Raw genomic sequence first — 20,277 nt, 5'->3', positions numbered from 1 at the left:
AAACCCTATTTTTGTTTTAAACTGAATGAAATGGTTTCCACAGATCAACATAAAGGTCTTATTGATCGCCTTGGTGCGTTAAGGAGGTATCTTTGACATTGATGCCAAACTTATTGAAATAGAGAACGAAGAGGAAAAAACCTTGGTTCCCGGGTTTTGGGACAATCCCATGGAAGCCCAATTACAAATGAAGTCCATAAAATCCAAAAAGCGTTGGGTAGAGGATTTTAATTTGGCACAAACTTTGGTCAACGACTTAGAGGTGCTTATTGAGTTTCAAGAAGCCGGTGAAGTTTCAGACGAAGAGGTGTCCCAAAAAATGGAATCAGCCATTTCCACCATTGAAAAACTGGAATTCAGAAACATGCTTTCAGATGAAGGGGACGAACTTACCGCGGTGCTCCAAATAACCGCAGGTGCAGGAGGTACGGAAAGCTGTGACTGGGCGTCCATGTTAATGCGGATGTATTTAATGTGGAGCGAAAAAAACGGCTACAAGGTAAAAGAACTCAATTATCAGGAAGGCGATGTTGCAGGAATTAAAACCGTAACCCTAGAGATTGAAGGTGAATTTGCTTTTGGTTGGCTTAAAGGTGAAAATGGGGTGCACAGATTGGTTAGGATTTCTCCTTTTGACAGCAATGCCAAAAGACATACCTCCTTTGCATCGGTTTATGTCTATCCATTAGTTGATGACACCATTGAAATTGAGGTTAACCCTGCGGACATTGAAATCACAACAGCTAGATCAAGCGGTGCCGGAGGGCAAAATGTAAACAAGGTAGAAACAAAAGTACAATTGGTACACAAGCCAAGCGGAATTCAGATTTCGTGTTCAGATTCACGCTCACAACACGATAACCGGGCAACCGCAATGAAAATGTTAAAATCACAGTTGTACGAAATAGAACTGCGAAAAAAACAAGAAGCAAGACAAGAGATAGAATCCTCTAAAATGAAAATTGAGTGGGGTTCCCAAATCAGAAATTACGTAATGCACCCTTATAAACTAGTTAAAGATGTGAGGACGGCAGAAGAAACAGGTAACGTTGACGCTGTAATGAACGGAGATATTGACCAATTTCTAAAAGCGTTCCTAATGATGACGGGGCAAAGGGAATCTTAATTCTAAACCAGGCTTAAGAACCTATGTCACGTATTAAAATGGTAAATGCCGCCAACTAAAGGCAGAGACAAAACTTTGAGATAATTACATTATGAAAACACTAACGATTGTATCTTTTTTAATGGCGATGCTGTTTTGTGCGGACGGATATGCACAATTTAGAAACGGAAACCGTTTTGGTAACCAAAGGGGTAGCCAAATTCCACAAGCCCAAACACCACCGCCCGAACCTGAGGCAAAGACCGCTGACCAACTGGTTGATGAGCAGATGCCTAAAATCGCTGAAACCTTGGAATTGGACCCTTTTGAGGAGGCTGTAGTTCGTTCTACCCTTGTAAAGTACGTACAAAAACGTTTAGAACTGCAGATTTTAAAATTGGAACCTACCAAAATGCGTGAAGCGTTCGAAAAACTTGCCGATGAGCAAAATGAAGAACTAAAGGCTGGTCTGCCCCCAGAAAAATATGAAGCTTACAAAGAGATGGAACGCAATCGCTTCCAAACAAAAAAGAAAAAAGACAAGAAAAAGAAAAAAAAGAAATCCAAGGAATAGCATGTCTTAGGGAATTTCTTAAAATTTAGGGAAGCCAATACATAGCATCTATCAAATACTCTTGCCAAGTATCAAAAATAAAAAAGGAACCCTGTCAGGGTTCCTTTTTTATATGCCACTTTATATTCACTAGGCTTTTTCGCGTTCTGCCTTCTTGGCCTCTCTGCGCTCTTTCCACATTTCCAATAAATTTCCACCCAACCAGTAAGGAACTACAAAGGTTAACAAAAATATCATTAACCAGAAACCAATGGTTAAGATGGTCAAAAACGCTAAAAACCCTAAATATTGATCAAATTCTACCATTGCCGTACTTTTTACGATACAAAGATACTTTTAAAACCCATAAAATTGCAAGTACTAAAACAAAAAAATCTAGAACCTTATAAATATCGGGCGTAAACAAAAGATGTAAACTTTACCTTTGTTTTAAAATGAATATTATGGCTTTTAGAATAGAAAAAGACACTATGGGTGAGGTGAAAGTTCCTGCCGACAAATACTGGGGCGCCCAAACTGAACGTTCAAGAAATAATTTTAAAATAGGCCCGGCTGCGACTATGCCTTTGGAAATTGTATACGGCTTTGCATATTTAAAAAAAGCTGCGGCATATGCCAACCATAAATTAGGTGTTTTGGACAAAGAAAAAAGGGATTTGATCGCAAAAGTTTGTGACGAAATTCTCGAAGGAACGCATGACGACCAATTTCCGTTGGTCATTTGGCAAACGGGTTCTGGCACACAGAGCAATATGAACGTAAACGAAGTGATAGCCAATAGAGCTCATGAATTGGCGGGAAAAACTATTGGTGAAGGTGAAAAAACCATACAACCCAATGATGATGTCAATAAATCACAATCCTCTAACGATACTTTTCCAACAGGCATGCATATCGCAGCTTACCAAAAAATTGTAGCGGTTACCATTCCAGGGGTGGAACAACTGCGAGATACCCTCAGAAAAAAATCTGAAGAATTTAAGGATGTCGTTAAAATTGGCCGTACACATCTTATGGATGCCACTCCATTAACCTTGGGACAAGAGTTTTCTGGCTACGTGGCCCAATTAAATCATGGATTAAAGGCACTTAAAAATACTTTGGCCCATCTTAGTGAACTTGCCCTAGGCGGAACCGCGGTTGGTACTGGGCTTAACACCCCAAAGGGATATGACGTACTGGTTGCCAAGTTTATTGCCGACTTTACGGGCTTACCATTTGTAACGGCCCCAAATAAATTTGAGGCTTTGGCCGCGCATGATGCTATCGTAGAGAGCCATGGAGCATTAAAACAATTGGCGGTTTCCTTGAACAAAATAGCTAATGATATCCGAATGATGGCCTCCGGTCCCCGTTCAGGAATAGGTGAAATCATTATCCCAGCAAATGAGCCGGGTAGCTCCATCATGCCAGGCAAAGTGAATCCAACCCAATGTGAGGCATTGACCATGGTTTGTGCCCAGGTGATAGGTAATGATGTGGCTATCAGCGTTGGCGGAACACAAGGTCATTATGAACTCAATGTTTTTAAACCTATGATGGCCGCAAATATCCTGCAGTCCGCGCAGCTCATAGGGGATGCATGCAAGAGTTTTGATGCCAACTGCGCTTCTGGAATTGAACCTAACCATGCCACCATAAAAACATTGTTGAACAATTCATTAATGCTGGTGACCGCTTTAAACACCAAAATTGGGTATTATAAAGCCGCTGAAATTGCCAATACCGCGCATAAAAACGGTACTACGCTTAAGGAAGAAGCCATTAATTTAGGGTATGTTACCGCTGAGGAATATGATGCTTGGGTAAAACCCGAAGATATGGTAGGGAGCTTACATTAAACGGTTTTAGAATTTAAATACCTAGTCCATCTATACGGCATAGGTATCTAATCAAAAGGTTAATAGCAAAAAAGGGCGATCCGTTTGGGACCGCCCTTCTTGGCAATAGTGTATGGAAAGTGTTCCTACATTTTCTTATTTCAACACAAACTTTGAGGTGCCCAATAATTTAAGACCGTCATCGTATACGTTAATCATGTAATTTCCCTTCTGAAAATCGCCCGCTGGTTTGTTTACATAATCGCAAACGTCCAATGAACTGTTATCAAAATAGAAATTTGTGCTTTTGGTATAGGTTATAGACCCTCCATTCTCGTTGGTCTTGGACATTCCGTCACCCAAGGTGTTTCCTTGTGGATCGAGCACCTCAATATAAAATTCCCTATCACCGGCTTGGGCAATAACGTTGTCTGCAACCGTAAAACAAACCTTAAATTTATCTGTTGCCTTTGCGCGTTGGGTAGATACCAATTTACCACTGTTTCTTTCCTTTACGGCGTCTATACTCTGTGTTGTTAAATTAAGGGCAGAACCTCTTTCAACCGCATCTGCCAATTGGGTGTTCTGTACCACAAGTGAGTCGTTAAAAACAGTCTGTCTCTCCAACTCGGTAAACGTGCTGTCTCGCTGCATAGCCAACATTGTATTGGATTGCGTTAAGGAATCCACTTGCTTTAACAACAGTTCACGTTCTTTTTTCAACACGCTAACTTGTCTTCTGTAGCGGGACAAGCTGGCAATATCGGCCTTCATACCTTGCACGGAGTCAATGTATTTGGCAATATTGTCCCTAGCCGCTACCAATTCTTCATTGGTGGCATTACTTTCCAAGATAGCCTTGTCGTATTCAGACTTAAGACTATTCAGGTCATTTACGACCTCTTCTTTTTCCTGGGTCAGCGCCAAGGTAGTTTCCTTTTTGTCCTGATAAAGGCTAAAGGTATAAATTGCAACTGCAAGCAGCGCCAGTCCCAATACGCCTGCCAATGCCTTTAATCCATTATTACTTTTTGCTTCACTCATAATTTTAAATTTTATGTACTTGCCAAGCAAGTATCTTCTGTGTTTGCTATATCTACGGCAAGGTCTTAACTTTAGATGTTTACTAAGGGTTATTAAACGATAAAAAATCATTAATCCACAGATATACAATTAATTACATATGTATTTTTTTTCTATAAAAATGTTTAAAATATGGATTTCCATTGTTGGCACCTTCCTTTTTTTGAGTTGTGGAGAGCAGAAGAAAGTAAAGGTTAGTACAAGGGATAGCGTCCCATTAGCGACAAAAGATACCATCATTCGGGTTACCCCTATTGAACATGCCACCACCGTACTAACTTGGAATGGTTATACCATCTACGTGGATCCAGTTGGTGGCAAAAGTGCTTTTAAAGGTCATCAAAATCCAGATTTGATTTTGATAACCGATATCCATGCGGATCACTTTGATTTAGGCACGCTGGATAGCCTAGACACCAAAAAGGCCAAGATTATTGTACCCCAAGCCGTAGCCGATAGAATGCCTGAGCAATACACACCACAATTGGATGTATTGTACAATGGGGAGCGCAAATCCCGTTTTGGAATTACCATAGAAGCCGTGCCCATGTACAACCTAAGGGAAGAGGCTCTAAAGTTTCACCCCAAAGGAAGGGGCAATGGATATCTGCTTACCCTTGGGGGACAACGCATCTATTTTTCCGGAGATACCGAAGATATTTTAGAAATGCGTACCCTTGCGCATATTAACAAAGCTTTTATCTGCATGAACCTCCCGTACACCATGACCGTAGAAAGTGCAGCAGATGGGGTGCTAGCTTTTGCACCTAAGGAGGTTTATCCCTACCATTACAGGGGTAGGCCTACAGTCAGTGAGGTTGAAAAATTCAAAGAATTGGTTGAAATGGCAAATCCAAACATTAAAGTAATACAATTGGACTGGTATCCCAATGAACCCTACTAAAGGGAGCTACTACCACAATGGTCCAGACGCCAATACGGTTTAGATCACAGTTCTTACTATCTAATTAGTTTTTTGTATTTAATGCGCTTGGGCATTAAGTCCCCACCCAACCGCTTTTTCTTGTTCTCTTCGTAATCAGAAAAAGAACCCTCAAAGAAATATACTTGCGAATCTCCTTCAAAAGCGAGTATGTGTGTACAAATCCTATCCAAGAACCATCTATCATGCGAAATGACCACCGCACAACCAGCAAAATTTTCCAAGCCCTCTTCCAAGGCACGTAAGGTATTCACATCCAAATCATTCGTTGGTTCGTCCAAAAGCAGCACATTACCCTCTTCCTTCAATGTCATTGCCAGATGAAGCCTATTGCGCTCCCCACCAGAGAGCATATGGACTTTTTTGTTCTGCTCACTTCCGGAAAAATTAAAACGGCTTAAGTAAGCTCGTGAATTCACTTGTTTCCCACCCATCATCACCAATTCTTGACCATCGCTAAAGTTCTCCCAAATAGATTTTTCAGGGTCTATATTGCTATGGCTTTGGTCTACGTATGCCAATTTTGCGGTATCACCTACCGTAAATTGGCCTTTATCGGGAACTTCTTCACCCATAATCATTCTGAAAATGGTGGTTTTACCCGCTCCGTTTGGTCCAATTATCCCAACAATGCCGGATTGTGGTAGATTAAAATTCAAATCTTCATACAAGAGTTTTTCTCCATAAGCTTTGCTGACGCCTTTCGCTTCAATGACATTAGTACCCAAACGTGGTCCGTTGGGTATATAGATTTCCAATTTTTCTTCGAGCTGTTTTTGATCTTGGCTCATTAACTTATCATAATTCTTTAAGCGAGCCTTTTGCTTGGTCTGTCTACCCTTGGCACCTTGCCTTACCCATTCTAGTTCACGCTCCAATGTTTTCTGACGTTTAGAGGCTTGCTTGCTCTCTTGGGCCAAGCGTTTTGATTTTTGATCTAACCACCCGGAGTAATTTCCTTTCCACGGAATTCCTTCGCCCCTATCCAGCTCCAATATCCAACCTGCAACGTTGTCCAAAAAATAACGATCATGGGTAACGGCAATTACGGTTCCCTTGTATTGCGCCAAATGGTGTTCTAGCCAATGTACGGACTCCGCATCCAAATGGTTGGTAGGTTCGTCCAACAATAGGACATCGGGCTCTTGGAGCAACAAACGGCATAAAGCTACCCTACGCCGCTCCCCTCCTGACAAGACGCCTATTTTTTTATCTGATTCCGGGGTGCGTAGTGCGTCCATTGCTATTTCAAGCTTTGTGTCTAGCTCCCATGCGTTTGAAGCATCTATCTTATCTTGCAAAGCGGCTTGTTTATCCATGAGTTTTTGCATCTTATCCGCATCCTCATAAACCTCTGGCAAACCAAACATGTCGTTGATTTTATTGTACTCATCCAAAATGGCAACGGTATCGGCAACGCCCTCCCTTACAATTTCCATGACTGTTTTATCCTCGTCCAATTGAGGCTCCTGCTCTAAGTAACCGACGGAATAGCCCGGTGAAAAAACAACATCACCTTGAAAGTTTTTATCCGCACCCGCAATAATTTTAAGCAAGGTGGATTTACCGGAACCGTTTAAACCAAGAATTCCTATTTTGGCTCCATAAAAGAAGCTTAGGTAAATATTTTTTAAAACAGGTGTATTGGCATTTTTATAGGTCTTGGTGACCCCGGCCATTGAAAAGATTACCTTTTTATCATCAGACATATCTATACATTTAAAATGTGATCTTTAGGAATAAAATTTGAGTGCAAGTCCAATTAATGCCAACCCACAAAAACAGCAAGGATATTTCCCCAGTGCGCTGCGGGCATTATCTAGACCCTGCCCTTTAACGCGTTAAAGACCCAGGCTACTGCTAAAAAGCCAACCCCAACGGCAGCAAAGCCATAGCCGGCAACTTCATAATACCTAAAGGCTCCAAGGCCTATGAGACTAAATCCTACGATTATCATTATCCATGTCGCATACGCCAACACCGTATTTTTGTTCATTCCCATGTCTTTGGTTTAGTGAAGAATCAAATATCGTAAAAATTAAAGAATACACCTTGGAAAATTAGGTTTCCGATGGAAATTTAACCCCTCCAATTTCTCGGACTTTGTCCAAAAGCAGCATCAAATCTGTACTATTTTTGTGAGACCAAAGGGAACTTTCCAAAGTTCCGGATTTTAAGCAACGGTTTACTTCCATTATTTCATAACTGTATCCCTTGCCTATGGTAGGTAGGTTTACCCGTGTCACTTCGTCATTAATATATAGGTCATAACCTTGTGTCTCATGAAACCTGGGGAGTAAGGTAACTGCTGCCTTAGTACCTGCAATTTCCGCACTCATCCTGGAGTTATATCTAAAGCTGCTGTTCAAAACGGCATGGGCGTTATCATATTGGAAAATGACCGAGGTCTGTATCTCCGTTCCAGTAGGATTAAAATCAGAAACCGACTTAATGGCCCTAGGCATTCCTAAAAAAAGATACGCCAAGAACACAGGGTAAATTCCAATGTCCAATATGGTTCCACCTCCTAAATTTAAATCGAACAATCTTGAAGTAAGAGGTTTATCCATAGCATAAAAAGCAAAATCGGCATTAACGTACCCCAAATCACCCAAGGTTCCGTTGTCTACGAGCTGCTTTACCGCTAGAATTGTAGGGTTAAAGCGCGTCCATAAAGCTTCCATAAAAAAAACGTTATTCTGCTTTGCGGCAGCAATCATCTCAGCAACCTCTTTTGAGTTAATGCCCATGGGCTTTTCACACAGCACATGCTTTCCAGCCTGCATTGCCCGTATGGCTAGCTCTTTGTGAAACGTATGGGGTGTGGCAATATAAAGGGCATCCACCAAATTGCTATTGAAAAGGGCATCATAACCTTCAAAAAAATGTGGAATATCGAATTTTTGGGAAAACTGCTTAGCGCGTTCCGGGTCTCTGGAGGCAACCCCTGTCAATACCGCATCATCTACCAACTTTAAATCGTTTGCAAAGTTTTCCGCAATCTTTCCGGGACCTATTATTCCCCAGCGTATTTTATCTATCATAGGCTTTAAAAGTAATCATTTTAACTGCTTATCTTTAACTCCAAACAATTGTAGTACCTGCAGCATGGATATCAAATTCAATAAAAACGAAGATCACAATAAACTCAAACTTTCTGAAGTTCGCAACCGATTTGCAAAAATTAAATTGGGTGGCGGAAAGGGCCGTATAGAAAAGCACCACGCCAAAGGCAAGATGACGGCAAGGGAGCGCATTGCCTTTTTGCTTGACAATGATGCCGAAAGTATTGAAATAGGTGGCTTTGCCGGAGAAGGCATGTATCCAGAACATGGTGGTTGCCCTTCTGGAGGTGTCGTCTTAAAAATAGGTCATGTGCAGGGCAAGCAATGCATCGTGGTGGCCAATGACGCCACGGTAAAAGCAGGTGCTTGGTTTCCCATAACGGGAAAGAAAAATTTAAGGGCGCAGGAAATTGCCATTGAAAATAGGCTCCCCATTATTTATTTGGTGGACAGTGCTGGGGTATACCTGCCCATGCAGGATGAAATTTTTCCTGACAAGGAACATTTTGGTAGGATATTCAGAAATAATGCCGTTATGAGCAGCAAGGGAATTCCCCAAATTTCTGCAGTCATGGGAAGTTGCGTGGCTGGCGGGGCTTATTTGCCCATTATGAGTGATGAAGCCTTAATAGTAGACAAGACCGGTAGTATTTTTCTTGCCGGAAGTTATTTGGTAAAGGCGGCCATTGGGGAAAGTATTGATAACGAAACCTTAGGTGGCGCTACGACCCACTGCGAAATTAGCGGGGTTACGGATTATAAATCCAAAGACGACAAGGATGCACTAACCACCATAAAAAGTATTATGGGTAAAATTGGCGATTTTGAAAAAGCTGGATTTAACCGCACAAAAGCCCAAAAGCCAAAAGAAAACCAAGGTGATATTTACGGTTTGCTCCCCGCCTCAAGGTCTGACCAATATGATATGTTGGAAATTATAAAACGCCTAGTGGACAATTCTGATTTTGAACAGTATAAAGAAGATTATGGAAAAACATTGCTGACCGGATACGCCAGAATTGACGGATGGGCCGTTGGCATTGTGGCCAACCAGCGTAAGGTGGTGAAAAATGGAAAGGGTGAGATGCAGTTTGGGGGGGTAATTTATTCTGATTCCGCTGATAAAGCAACGCGCTTTATTGCCAACTGCAATCAAAAAAAGATTCCGCTGGTCTTCTTACAGGATGTGACGGGTTTTATGGTGGGTAGTAAAAGTGAACATGGCGGCATCATTAAAGATGGGGCAAAAATGGTGAATGCCGTGAGTAATTCCGTGGTTCCAAAATTTACGGTGGTGATAGGAAATAGTTACGGAGCAGGAAACTACGCCATGTGTGGCAAGGCCTACGACCCAAGATTAATAGTGGCTTGGCCAAGTGCGGAATTGGCCGTGATGAGCGGCAACTCTGCCGCGAAGGTCCTTTTACAAATTGAAAAGGCATCATTGGAAAAAAAAGGGGAAAAAATTACTGCGGAAAAGGAAAAAGCACTTTTTGAACGGATTAAAGGACGATATGATCAACAAGTATCCCCCTACTATGCCGCTGCAAGACTATGGACCGATGCCATTATTGACCCCTTGTCGACTAGAAAATGGATTTCCATGGGTATAGAGGCGGCCAACCATGCGCCAATTGAAAAAGCGTTTAACCTTGGGGTATTGCAGGTGTAGTTTTTAAAAAAACTATTGTTCTTGTAAACGGGCATTCATTGTAGGCTTTTCACCAACGATAAGGTTAAGGTCCTTGTAGCCCTCCTTTCTAAAAATAATAATATCCTTCTTCTGTGCTGCCAAACGGTACCTGCCTTGGGCATCGGTCTTTGTAGATTCTCCGGTATCGTTATTAATGACGGTAACCTTAGGAATCATTTTTCCCTTAGAAATGGCAAAACCGGCAATCGTGGGTGATTTTTTTTCTTTCCGCTCTAATTTTCGTTGAAAACGCTCCGCTTGCTTCTTACTCACCAATAAACTGGACTCTACATAATATGCCATATTGGTATCCGTAAACTTGACCCATTTATCTTGACTGGAATACCTTCTATAACTTCCATATTGGTTAAAGGCAGCGGGTATTACCAAACCTAAGGCAGTAGGGCCATAAACCTCTAGCAGCTCCAAAGAGATGATAAAATCATCGGTAACATAAATGTCATAAGGTTTTAAATCTACCTTTACCAACTCGTTAGTTCCTTCCTTAGACTTTTTTATGGTACAAAAAATACTTTTGCCCGACTTGTTGAGCGGTGTTCCCGGCAATCTAGATATGCCTCCATCGTCATCATAAACATTCACTCGCAGCAATAGACTATCTGATGGATTATGCCATACTTGAAATGACAGCTGCTCTAACTTCCGCAATCCATCCTTAACAACAACCCGAGTGGCCAACTCCCCCCCTTCTGCCACATTATCTTTCCAGTATCCGTAGCTTCTCTCACCAAAATTTCGATAGCCCACGTTATCTCGTATAAATTCTTCTCCCTTATTGGATACAACCACTTCATTGAGTTCCAGCGCTTTCGGAACCAATAAAATATCTTGATTTGCGATTCCTTGTTCGCTGATTTTGGTTATTGGAAAATTTAGGGTTTCGTAGCCCAAGGCAGAAAACAAGATAGTGGTCAAAGGCGGAAGCTTGTTTGCGTTAAACTTCATTAAAAAAAACCCTTCTTCATCACTTACGGTTCCTATGCCTAAATCAACAATACCAATGTTTACGTACGGTATTGGCTCTCTAGTGGTATCATCAAGTACGCGCCCTTTAAAAACCGTTTGCCCGCTCAATTGAAAAAGCATCAAGAGGCCAAGCACCAAAGTAAGCAAAGTCTTTTTCCCCATTTCCTTATCTCATCACAATACCCTTTGTGGTCTGTACCCTAAAGAGCTCTTGGTTCACGTCCTTTAGGGTAAGTTTGAACACCTTCACCTCCTTGCGCTGGGATACCTCACCATAATTGTGGTATACCGTGGCCTTTAGGTAGGTTGGGGTCAGGCTCTTGTTGCCGTGGTACCTCACGTTCACCTGCCAGGTCCCGGGCAGCGAGCCGTCTATCAGCTCTTCGGTCATGTTGTAACCAAAGTCCTTTTCCCGCCCTATCAGTGCCTCATTGTCCGCCAAACTGTGCTTCCAAAGGCTGTACTGCCCCTCGGGGTTCACGAACTGAAGGTCGAACTCCGCCTCCCCATCGTTCCACTCAAAAACCAAACGCGTGCCCTTGAAACTGTCCTCGGCCACATAGACAGACTTACGCTTCTTGCCGTCCAGCACAGCATCGCGCTGCAAGGCCAGCAAATTGTTGAAATCCCGGTCCATCATTGGGGCCAAGGTGATGCTGTCCGACTCCATAAACCCTTCCTGAAGCAGGTACTCATAGCGGGCATATATCGCCGCCGCCTGTTTCGCGCGGCCAAGGTCGCGGTAACTGTTGGCCATGTCCAAATAGCTTTGGGCATAGTTGGGGCGCAGCAGGAACACTTCTTTATAGAGCTCATTGGCCGATGCATGGTTGCCCTGTGCCTGATACTGGTAGGCCAAGGCCTTGAGCAGGACAGGGTTGCCCTCCAACAACGTGCCGTTGTCCGCAACCACCTTCTCCGCATAGGCGTTGTCTCCCTTTTCCACAAAGTACGCCTGGGCGTCCATAAGGAAATAGGGCGAGTTTGAGTATGTTGGAGCGTATTTTTGGTATACCATTTTTGCCTCGTCCAGGTTGGCGGACGCATATAGCTCTTTTTTGTAGGTGGGCCAGTTGGCACGCAGTTTTGCGCCACCCAGCGCATCGCCTTGGTAAAAATTATTGCGCAACCGTGCTTGGTCCACGACCTGTTTAGGAGCCGTGTTGCCCGCAATCGTATTGATGACCACTACACCGCCCGCTCCAAGAGCACCATACTGCGTTGTGGTCGCCAGATTGTTGAGTATGGCCAAACGTTTTATGTTGTTCACGTCCAGCCAAATGGGAACATCAACAAAAACCTGACCGTCGATGTCAAAAATTGCGGGCTGAGGGCTCTGTATGGAAGAAAATCCCCGGATAAACACTGCGGGACCCTCAGAACGCCGATTGGATCTTGTAACTGGGTTATTGCCTGCTAAATTATTGGATTGATCATTGGTTCCGTTTTCTGCTGCCGCATCGTCTCCACTTATCCTAGAAGTACTAGAGGCCAAGGTGGTCGATAAATCCCGTGCACCAATCGTACTCCCATATACTTGGACCCCGGGAAATCTGTTCTGCAGCAGTTCCAGTATCCCAAGGTTGACCGAACGGATATCTTTTTCTTGGAGAAAACGGATACTCCCAGATGCCCTTTCCGCATCAATATATCCAAAGGCTGTACGTATAATATTTCCCCTAAAATTGTACTGTTCCTCAATAGCCTGTTGCGAAAGTCGCCTGCTACCCTTAACCGTTACCTCGTCAAGAGCATTGATGTCCGGAACCATGGTCACGTTTAATATTCTAGTGACATCTTCAACAACAATCTGGATTGGTAGCATCCCTAAAAAAGAAAAGGTTAGTACATCGCCAGGAACTGCGGCTAAGGAATAGAAGCCTTTCTGATCCGTATTTGTTATGATACCATCCTTGTCCAAAATACCAACGACAACATCTTCCATAGGGTTCTTACCATCGGTAACCTTACCCTTTACCGTGCGCTGTTGGCCATAGGTCCAGACCATGCCAAAGCAGGTTATTATAAAAATAAATATGATTTTTTTCATGGTCAACGTTTTTACAGCCGGAAGTCGGCGCTGGTTCTACTTTTTCCTTATCTCATCACGATGCCCTTTGCAGTCTGTACCCTAAAGAGCTCTTGGTTCACGTCTTTAAGGGTAAGCTTGAACACCTTTACCTCCTTGCGCTGGGATACCTCACCATAATTATGGTATACCGTGGCTTTAAGGTATGTAGGTGTTAAACTTTTATTTCCGTGATATTTGATATTGACAAGCCATGTCCCTGGCAAGGCTTCGTCTATGAACTCTTCTGTTATGCTATATCCAAACTCTTTGTTACGTTCAATTGTTTCATCATTGTCCGCAAGGCTATGTTTATAAATATGATATTGATTCTCGGGATTCACGAATTGCAGGTCGAATTCCGCCTCACTATCGTTCCACTCGAAGACCAAACGCGTGCCCTTGAAATCTTCTTCGGCAACGTAAAGCTTGTTGCGCTTGCTGGTCTTTACAACGGCATCGCGCTCCAAGGCCAGTAGATTATTGAACTCGCGATTCATGATTGGTGCAAACATTACCGTATCCTGCTCCATAAAACCTTTCTCAACCAAATAACCATAACGGGCATAGATGGCGGCCGCCTGTTGGGGGCGGACAAGATCGCGATAACTGTTGGCCATATCCAAATAGCTTTGGGCATAGTTGGGGCGCAGCAGGAACACCTCTTTATAGAGCTCGTTGGCCGATGCATGGTTGCCCTGTGCCTCATACTGGTAGGCCAAGGCTTTTAAAAGTACCGGATTACCGTCAAACAAACGGAAATTATCCGCTACTATGCGTTCAGAAAAATCCTCATCCCCAATTTCATCAAAGTACCGCTTTACGTCCATAAAAAAATAGGGTGAGTTTGAGTAGGTTGGAGCGTATTTTTGGTATACCATTTTTGCCTCGTCCAGGTTGGTGGACGCATATAGCTCTTTTTTGTAGGTGGGCCAGTTGACACGCAGCTTTTCGCCACCCAGCGCATCGCCTTGGTAAAAGTTGTTTTTAAGTCTGGCATAATCGATTACTTGCGTGGGCGAATGATTCCCAGCTATTGTATTGATTACGATAACCCCGCCATTTCCAAGACCACCATACTTTACCGTGTTTGCGAGATTATTTAAAACGGCTATTCTTTTGATGTTGGCTAAATCTAACCATATAGGTGCTTCTACCACAATGAGACCATCAATATCAAAAATAGCTCCATTTCGTGACGCAAAACTATTAAACCCCCTTACATATACTGTGCCGCCCGAAAAACAATCTCCTTGAACGCTTACTCCAGGAAAATAATTTCGTAAAAGGTTTAAAACGCATAAGTTACCGGGTATAATCTGGTCTTCACTCATCATACGAACGCCTCCGGGAGCAGAATGGGCATTTAAATAACCATAGGCTGTTTTAATGATAGCGGTATTTGTTTTATACTCCCTGGCGAGGTCAGCTTGCGATTTTCTTCGGCTTTTACGCACCACTACTTCGTCCAGTTCGGTGATTTCCGGTATTAAAATAGGGTTCAGAATTCTTGTAACTTCTTCCACAAGTATGGTAACCGTCTTCATTCCCATATACTTGAATTCAATTTTGTCCCCGGTGGAGACTGCAATCTCATAAAATCCGGTTTTATCCGTATTTGTTACGATACCATCCTTGTCCAATATGCGTACCACAACATCTTCTATGGGGTTCTTACCATCGGTAACCTTACCCTTGACCGTACGCTGTTGGCTGTAGGTGAGGCCCACGCAGCAGCAAATCAACAAAACAAGTAAAAGATTTTTTTTCATAAGAATTTTTTTGTGGCCAGAGACTGGCAGTTAGTCTACTTTTATACTATCTCATCACGACGCCCTTGGTGGTCTGTACCCTAAAGAGCTCTTGGTTCACGTCCTTTAGGGTAAGCTTGAACACCTTCACCTCCTTGCGCTGGGATACCTCACCATAATTGTGGTACACCGTGGCCTTTAGGTAGGTTGGGGTCAGGCTCTTGTTGCCGTGGTACCTCACGTTCACCTGCCAGGTCCCGGGCAGCGAGCCGTCTATCAGCTCCTCGGTCATGTTGTAACCAAAGTCCTTTTCCCGACCTATCAGTGCCTCATTGTCCGCCAAACTGTGCTTCCAAAGGCTGTACTGCCCCTCGGGGTTCACGAACTGAAGGTCGAACTCCGCCTCCCCATCGTTCCACTCAAAAACCAAACGCGTGCCCTTGAAACTGTCCTCGGCCACATAGACAGACTTACGCTTCTTGCCGTCCAGCACAGCATCGCGCTGCAAGGCCAGCAAATTGTTGAACTCCCGGTCCATCATTGGGGCCAAGGTGATGCTGTCCGACTCCATAAACCCTTCCTGAAGCAGGTACTCATAGCGGGCATATATCGCCGCCGCCTGTTTCGCGCGGCCAAGGTCGCGGTAACTGTTGGCCATGTCCAAATAGCTTTGGGCATAGTTGGGGCGCAGCAGGAACACCTCTTTATAGAGCTCATTGGCCGATGCATGGTTGCCCTGTGCCTGATACTGGTAGGCCAAGGCCTTGAGCAGGACAGGGTTGCCCTCCAACAACGTGCCGTTGTCCGCAACCACCTTCTCCGCATAGGCGTTGTCTCCCTTTTCCGCAAAGTACGCCTGGGCGTCCATAAGGAAATAGGGCGAGTTTGAGTATGTTGGAGCGTATTTTTGGTATACCATTTTTGCCTCGTCCAGGTTGGCGGAAGCATATAGCTCTTTTTTGTAGGTGGGCCAGTTGGCACGCAGCTTTTCGCCACCCAGCGCATCGCCTTGATAAAAATTGTTGCGCAACCGTGCTTGGTCCACGACCTGTTTAGGAGCCGTGTTGCCCGCAATCGTATTGATGACCACTACACCACCAATCCCAACTGATCCATATTGGGTTGTGTTTGCCAGATTGTTGAGTATGGCCAAACGTTTGATATTTCCAACATCTAACCAAAACGGAGTTTCCACTACTATTAAACCATCGATATCGAAGATTGCAGGTGTCGCCGAAGTTAAACTTCCAAACCCTCTAATAAAAACATTACCTTCTTGTTTAATGCAGTCACCACCTACCTCTACCGCAGCAAAGCGTCCCCTAAGCAAATCTAAGATGCAAAGGTTGACCGGGTTGATTGCTTCAGCATTCAACATTCTAACAGCCCCTGGTGCGGTTCTTGAGTTCAAATACCCAAAGGCAGTTCTGATAATATTTGAATTTGTTTGATATTCATCCGCTAAATCCTGTTGTGATTTACGATTACTTTTTTTAACCGTTACTTCGTCCAGCTCAGTAATATCTGGCACTAGAATAGGGTTTAATATATTTGTGACATCCTCTATCCTTATTTTTACAGTTTTCATACCCATATATGCAAACTGTAATACATCTCCAGTGGCTACCTCAATTTGATAGAAACCCATATTGTTTGTGCTTACCATTGCTTCTTTATCGACAACCTTAACCACAACATCTTCAATAGGGTTCTTACCATCAGTAACCTTGCCCTTAACCGTACGCTGTTGGCTATAGGTGAGGCCTACACAGCAGCAAATCATCAAAACAAGTAAAACATTTTTTTTCATAAGAATTTTTATTTGGCCAGAGACTGGCAGTTAGTCTACTTTTATACTATCTCATCACGACGCCCTTGGTGGTCTGTACCCTAAAGAGCTCTTGGTTCACATCCTTAAGGGTAAGCTTGAACACCTTTACCTCCTTGCGCTGGGATACCTCTCCGTAATTGTGGTATACCGTGGCCTTTAGGTAGGTTGGGGTCAGGCTCTTGTTGCCGTGGTACCTCACGTTCACCTGCCAGGTCCCGGGCAGTGAGCCGTCTATCAACTCCTCCATCATGGAATAGCCATATTCCTTGCTCAAGTTTACCCGCTCCGCAGTATCGGCAAGGCTATACTTCCATAAGCTAAACTGTTTCTCAGGGTTTACGAATTGGAGGTCGAACTCCGCCTCACTATCGTTCCATTCGAATACCAAACGGGTGCCTTTGAAATTTTCCTCCCCTACATAAAGTTCCGATGTGGAACCTTTATCCAACACGGCATCTCCCTCAAGGGCCAATAAGTTGTTAATCTCTCGGCTTAGGATAGGCGCAAAATTTACCGTATCGGCCTCCATGAATCCTTCTTCCAGCAGATAGCCATAACGTGCAAAAATTGCTGCAGCCAGTTTGGAGCTGCCAATGTCCCGGTAACTCTTGGCCATATCCATATAGCTTTGGGCATAATTGGGCCGCAGCAGGAACACCTCTTTGTAAAGCTCATTGGCAGATTCAGGATTGCCTTGTGCCTCATATTGATAGGCCAAGCCCTTTAACAAAACGGGGTTGCCACTGAATAGGCCAAAATTATCGGAAACAACCGCATCGGCGTACCCCGTATTACCCATTTCTACAAAATATTCTTGGACATCCATCACGAAATAAGGAGACCCAGAGTAGCTGTCTGCATATTTTTGGTACACCATTTTGGCTTCATCTAAATTTGCGGCACCATATAGCTCTTTTTTATAAGTGGGCCAGTTGGCACGCAGCTTTTCACCGCTCAGCGCATCATTCTTGTAAAAATTATTGCGAAGACGTGCTTGATCCACGACCTGTGTCGGAGCACTATTGCCAGAAAACGTGTTCACTACCACCACACCGCCGGCTCCAAGCGCACCATATTGCGTGGTGGTGGCCAGATTGTTAAGTATTGCCAAACGTTTGATGTTGTTCACGTCCAGCCAAATGGGGACATCAACAAATACCTGACCATCGATATCAAAAATGGCAGGCTGTGGGCTTTGCACCGAAGAAAATCCACGAATAAAAACAGCGGGGCCAGCTGCTCTTAAACTGGATGCCGTTGAAACTGCACCCCCAGACAAGTCCCTAGCACCAATGGTGCTGCCAAAGACCTGTACCCCCGGAAATCTGTTTTGCAACAATTCCAATATACCCAAATTCACCGAACGGATATCTTTTTCCTGAAGGAATCGTATGCTTCCAGCTGCCCTTTCCGCATCTATATATCCAAATGCTGTTCTAATAATATTTTCGCGGGCATTATAATTGGCCGCTAGCTCTTTTTGGGAAATTCTCTTACTACTCTGAACGGTTACCTCATTAAGCTCGGTGATATCAGGGACTAAAACCGGATTTAAAATGCGGGTAATATCCTCTACCTTAATTGTGACCGTTTTCATTCCCAGATATGAAAAACGAATCTTGTCTCCCACATTGGCAGTTATGATATAGTTACCCTGCTTATCACTTGACGTAACCGTCTCCTTATCAAGAACCTCAATGGTTGCTTCCGCGATGGCAGCCTTACCATCCGTGACTTTACCTTTGATAATTTTTGCTTCCTGGGCGAAAACAAATCCGACCATAAAAAGCGTTAAAAACACACTTTGAATTTTTCTTTTCATAACCTAACCATTTTTAAATCAACTAAATATTGATTCTTTAGTCCACATCAATTTGGCTAGAAGTTACTTAAAAACGGCGGGTACTTTACTTTTTTTAACAATAGTTTAAATGTGTTAATTTCAAAATAAAGAGTATTACTATTAAATATGGGCATTTATTCATACCCTTGATGCCCCTTAACCCTAGGCACCAAAAGCAATTCTGTTTGTCTACCATTCACATACCTAAATCCATCATCCCCATAAAACCCAGCCTCTTCTAACATTATCCGGATATCCCGCTTCCATTCCGGGATGGTAATGGTGGTGTTCAACTCAATGGCATAAACCGTATTTGTATTCAAAGGGTAATTCTCTCCGTCGTCTTTCATGACCCCTTCCTGCGCATCCCACATCCCAATGGTAGTTCCTGCCGAATGACCATAAGAACCTAGTGGATGTGTATAAATAGAAGGCCTTAGACCAGTAGCTTTTGCCTCAGCCAAGGACTTTGCCAAAATTTGATTGCCCGTGCGACCTTTTACCATGTTCTTGGTCAGGAAATCTTGTACCCGGTTGCCGTCCTTTAAACCATTCACCAAAAATTCCGGAGCACTGGTCTCCCCAGGTTTTAACACATAGGCCAATTCTTGACAGTCCGTATTTAGCCTTAAATAAGTGATTCCAAAATCACAGTGCAATAAATCCCCTGGCAATATGACCATGTCTTCTGGCCGTCCGGAAAATGAATATAAATGTCCTACCAATTCCTCACTGCTTCTTTGTACGTCTACCGTTGGATGGAACCAAGTCTCCAAACCCAATTGGGTGACCTTATCACGCATCCACCATTCCACTTCAGTGGTTGTGGTTACCCCTGGTGTGATTACTTTCTCTGAAAATGCCTCAGCAATAATACTATGGGTAATGGATACCAATTGGTTATAGAGCACCATTTCCCTTGGCGTACGGGTTTCTATCCACCGGACGGCCAGCTGTTCTGCCGTGGTTACCCTATTCTGAAACTTTTTAGGGAGATTTCTTAGGAATTCATCATAGTCAGTTTTATCCAATCCGTCCGCAATGTTATGGTCCTTGGAATAATTTAAACCAATGGTTTTGGGATTGCGTTCCTCAATGAGCTGCATTAACCTTTTCCATTGATTGGGTTCCTTCTCCTTATCCCAAGCGGACCTAATATTCGCTCCCACATTGTACCGGGCCACGGCCAATTTATCTAAAGTGTTTTTCTCTTTATCCCTGTAAAAAACCAATATGGTTCTTCTTCTAGCATTGAGCCAAGTAGCTGGCAACATGGTTTTTAAAACAGGGTCTTCGTTATATTCCCTTGATATTAATATCCACATATCTATGGCCGTATTATCCATGAGTTTGGGAAGTAGGGTATTTAAACGCTCTTCTAAAATTTCGTCCACTACCCTAGCCCTTTCTTTTTCCGGAAGGATGTGTTGTGAACAAAGAAGGATGGGTAAAAAAATGATGCAAGCAACTACTATATTTCTCATTCTTAGGATTTTTATGAATTTTAAATTTGA

Annotated in this window: 16 protein-coding genes; 5 read left to right on the top strand and 11 right to left on the bottom strand. The window is 43.4% G+C overall.

Annotated elements, in window-relative coordinates; all coding sequences use genetic code 11:
* The first annotated feature begins 30 nt into the window (after positions 1–30).
* Positions 31–1,126 (top strand): peptide chain release factor 2 gene (gene prfB / locus I595_RS00665; RefSeq protein WP_157449611.1). Its coding sequence is split into 2 segments (ribosomal slippage): positions 31–93 and positions 95–1,126, totalling 1,095 coding nucleotides; the frame shifts between segments, so codons are not numbered across the junction.
* A gap of 91 nt (positions 1,127–1,217) precedes the next feature.
* Positions 1,218–1,679, top strand: a complete 462-nt coding sequence (locus I595_RS00660; protein ID WP_054557461.1) for a hypothetical protein — start codon at positions 1,218–1,220, stop codon at positions 1,677–1,679.
* Between the two features lie 129 nt (positions 1,680–1,808).
* Here the strand turns inward: I595_RS00660 and I595_RS17490 are convergent, their stop codons facing one another.
* On the bottom strand, positions 1,809–1,985 hold the full coding sequence (locus I595_RS17490) for a hypothetical protein (RefSeq protein WP_054557460.1): 177 nt from the start codon (positions 1,983–1,985) through the stop codon (positions 1,809–1,811).
* A 137-nt stretch (positions 1,986–2,122) separates the two neighbouring features.
* On the opposite strand from I595_RS17490, the gene fumC reads away from it, so the two are divergent.
* Entirely contained in the window at positions 2,123–3,520 is a 1,398-nt protein-coding gene (gene fumC, locus I595_RS00650) for a class II fumarate hydratase (RefSeq protein WP_054557994.1), read from the top strand.
* Between the two features lie 135 nt (positions 3,521–3,655).
* Here the strand turns inward: fumC and I595_RS00645 are convergent, their stop codons facing one another.
* Positions 3,656–4,543, bottom strand: coding sequence for a hypothetical protein (locus tag I595_RS00645; RefSeq protein ID WP_054557459.1), 888 nt, complete (start codon positions 4,541–4,543; stop codon positions 3,656–3,658).
* Positions 4,544–4,703: 160 nt separating this feature from the next.
* Here I595_RS00645 and I595_RS00640 point away from each other — a divergent pair, with 160 nt between their 5' ends.
* Positions 4,704–5,486, top strand: coding sequence for an MBL fold metallo-hydrolase (locus tag I595_RS00640; protein WP_054557993.1), 783 nt, complete (start codon positions 4,704–4,706; stop codon positions 5,484–5,486).
* 56 nt (positions 5,487–5,542) lie between these two features.
* Here I595_RS00640 and ettA read toward each other — a convergent pair whose 3' ends face one another.
* The 3 genes from ettA to I595_RS00625 form a co-directional block, all read right to left on the bottom strand.
* Positions 5,543–7,234, bottom strand: a complete 1,692-nt coding sequence (gene ettA, locus I595_RS00635) for an energy-dependent translational throttle protein EttA (protein WP_054557458.1) — start codon at positions 7,232–7,234, stop codon at positions 5,543–5,545.
* Between the two features lie 110 nt (positions 7,235–7,344).
* The gene (locus I595_RS00630; protein ID WP_245628214.1) at positions 7,345–7,521 is read right to left on the bottom strand and encodes a CAL67264 family membrane protein; all 177 of its coding nucleotides are present in this window, start codon (positions 7,519–7,521) and stop codon (positions 7,345–7,347) included.
* A 64-nt stretch (positions 7,522–7,585) separates the two neighbouring features.
* Positions 7,586–8,569: a Gfo/Idh/MocA family protein gene (locus I595_RS00625; protein ID WP_054557456.1), complete on the bottom strand. Its 984-nt coding sequence runs from the start codon at positions 8,567–8,569 to the stop codon at positions 7,586–7,588.
* Between the two features lie 64 nt (positions 8,570–8,633).
* On the opposite strand from I595_RS00625, the gene I595_RS00620 reads away from it, so the two are divergent.
* A complete protein-coding gene (locus I595_RS00620) occupies positions 8,634–10,262 on the top strand; it encodes an acyl-CoA carboxylase subunit beta (RefSeq protein ID WP_054557455.1) in 1,629 nt (542 codons plus the stop codon).
* Positions 10,263–10,274: 12 nt separating this feature from the next.
* Here the strand turns inward: I595_RS00620 and I595_RS00615 are convergent, their stop codons facing one another.
* From I595_RS00615 to I595_RS00590, 6 genes are all read right to left on the bottom strand, one after another.
* Positions 10,275–11,432, bottom strand: a complete 1,158-nt coding sequence (locus I595_RS00615; protein WP_054557454.1) for a carboxypeptidase-like regulatory domain-containing protein — start codon at positions 11,430–11,432, stop codon at positions 10,275–10,277.
* A gap of 4 nt (positions 11,433–11,436) precedes the next feature.
* Positions 11,437–13,320: a hypothetical protein gene (locus I595_RS00610; protein WP_054557453.1), complete on the bottom strand. Its 1,884-nt coding sequence runs from the start codon at positions 13,318–13,320 to the stop codon at positions 11,437–11,439.
* A 47-nt stretch (positions 13,321–13,367) separates the two neighbouring features.
* Positions 13,368–15,110 carry a hypothetical protein gene (locus I595_RS00605; RefSeq protein WP_157449610.1) on the bottom strand — a complete coding sequence of 581 codons (1,743 nt, stop codon included), beginning with the start codon at positions 15,108–15,110 and terminating at the stop codon, positions 13,368–13,370.
* Between the two features lie 46 nt (positions 15,111–15,156).
* Positions 15,157–16,899 carry a carboxypeptidase-like regulatory domain-containing protein gene (locus I595_RS00600; RefSeq protein WP_157449609.1) on the bottom strand — a complete coding sequence of 581 codons (1,743 nt, stop codon included), beginning with the start codon at positions 16,897–16,899 and terminating at the stop codon, positions 15,157–15,159.
* Between the two features lie 46 nt (positions 16,900–16,945).
* Positions 16,946–18,742, bottom strand: a complete 1,797-nt coding sequence (locus I595_RS00595) for a carboxypeptidase-like regulatory domain-containing protein (RefSeq protein WP_054557450.1) — start codon at positions 18,740–18,742, stop codon at positions 16,946–16,948.
* Positions 18,743–18,897: 155 nt separating this feature from the next.
* Positions 18,898–20,247, bottom strand: coding sequence for a M24 family metallopeptidase (locus I595_RS00590; protein ID WP_054557449.1), 1,350 nt, complete (start codon positions 20,245–20,247; stop codon positions 18,898–18,900).
* Between the last annotated feature and the right edge of the window lie 30 nt (positions 20,248–20,277).

This window comes from Croceitalea dokdonensis DOKDO 023, from assembly GCF_001306415.1.
GTDB lineage: Bacteria > Bacteroidota > Bacteroidia > Flavobacteriales > Flavobacteriaceae > Croceitalea > Croceitalea dokdonensis.
This window is presented reverse-complemented; position numbering and strand designations above follow the sequence as displayed.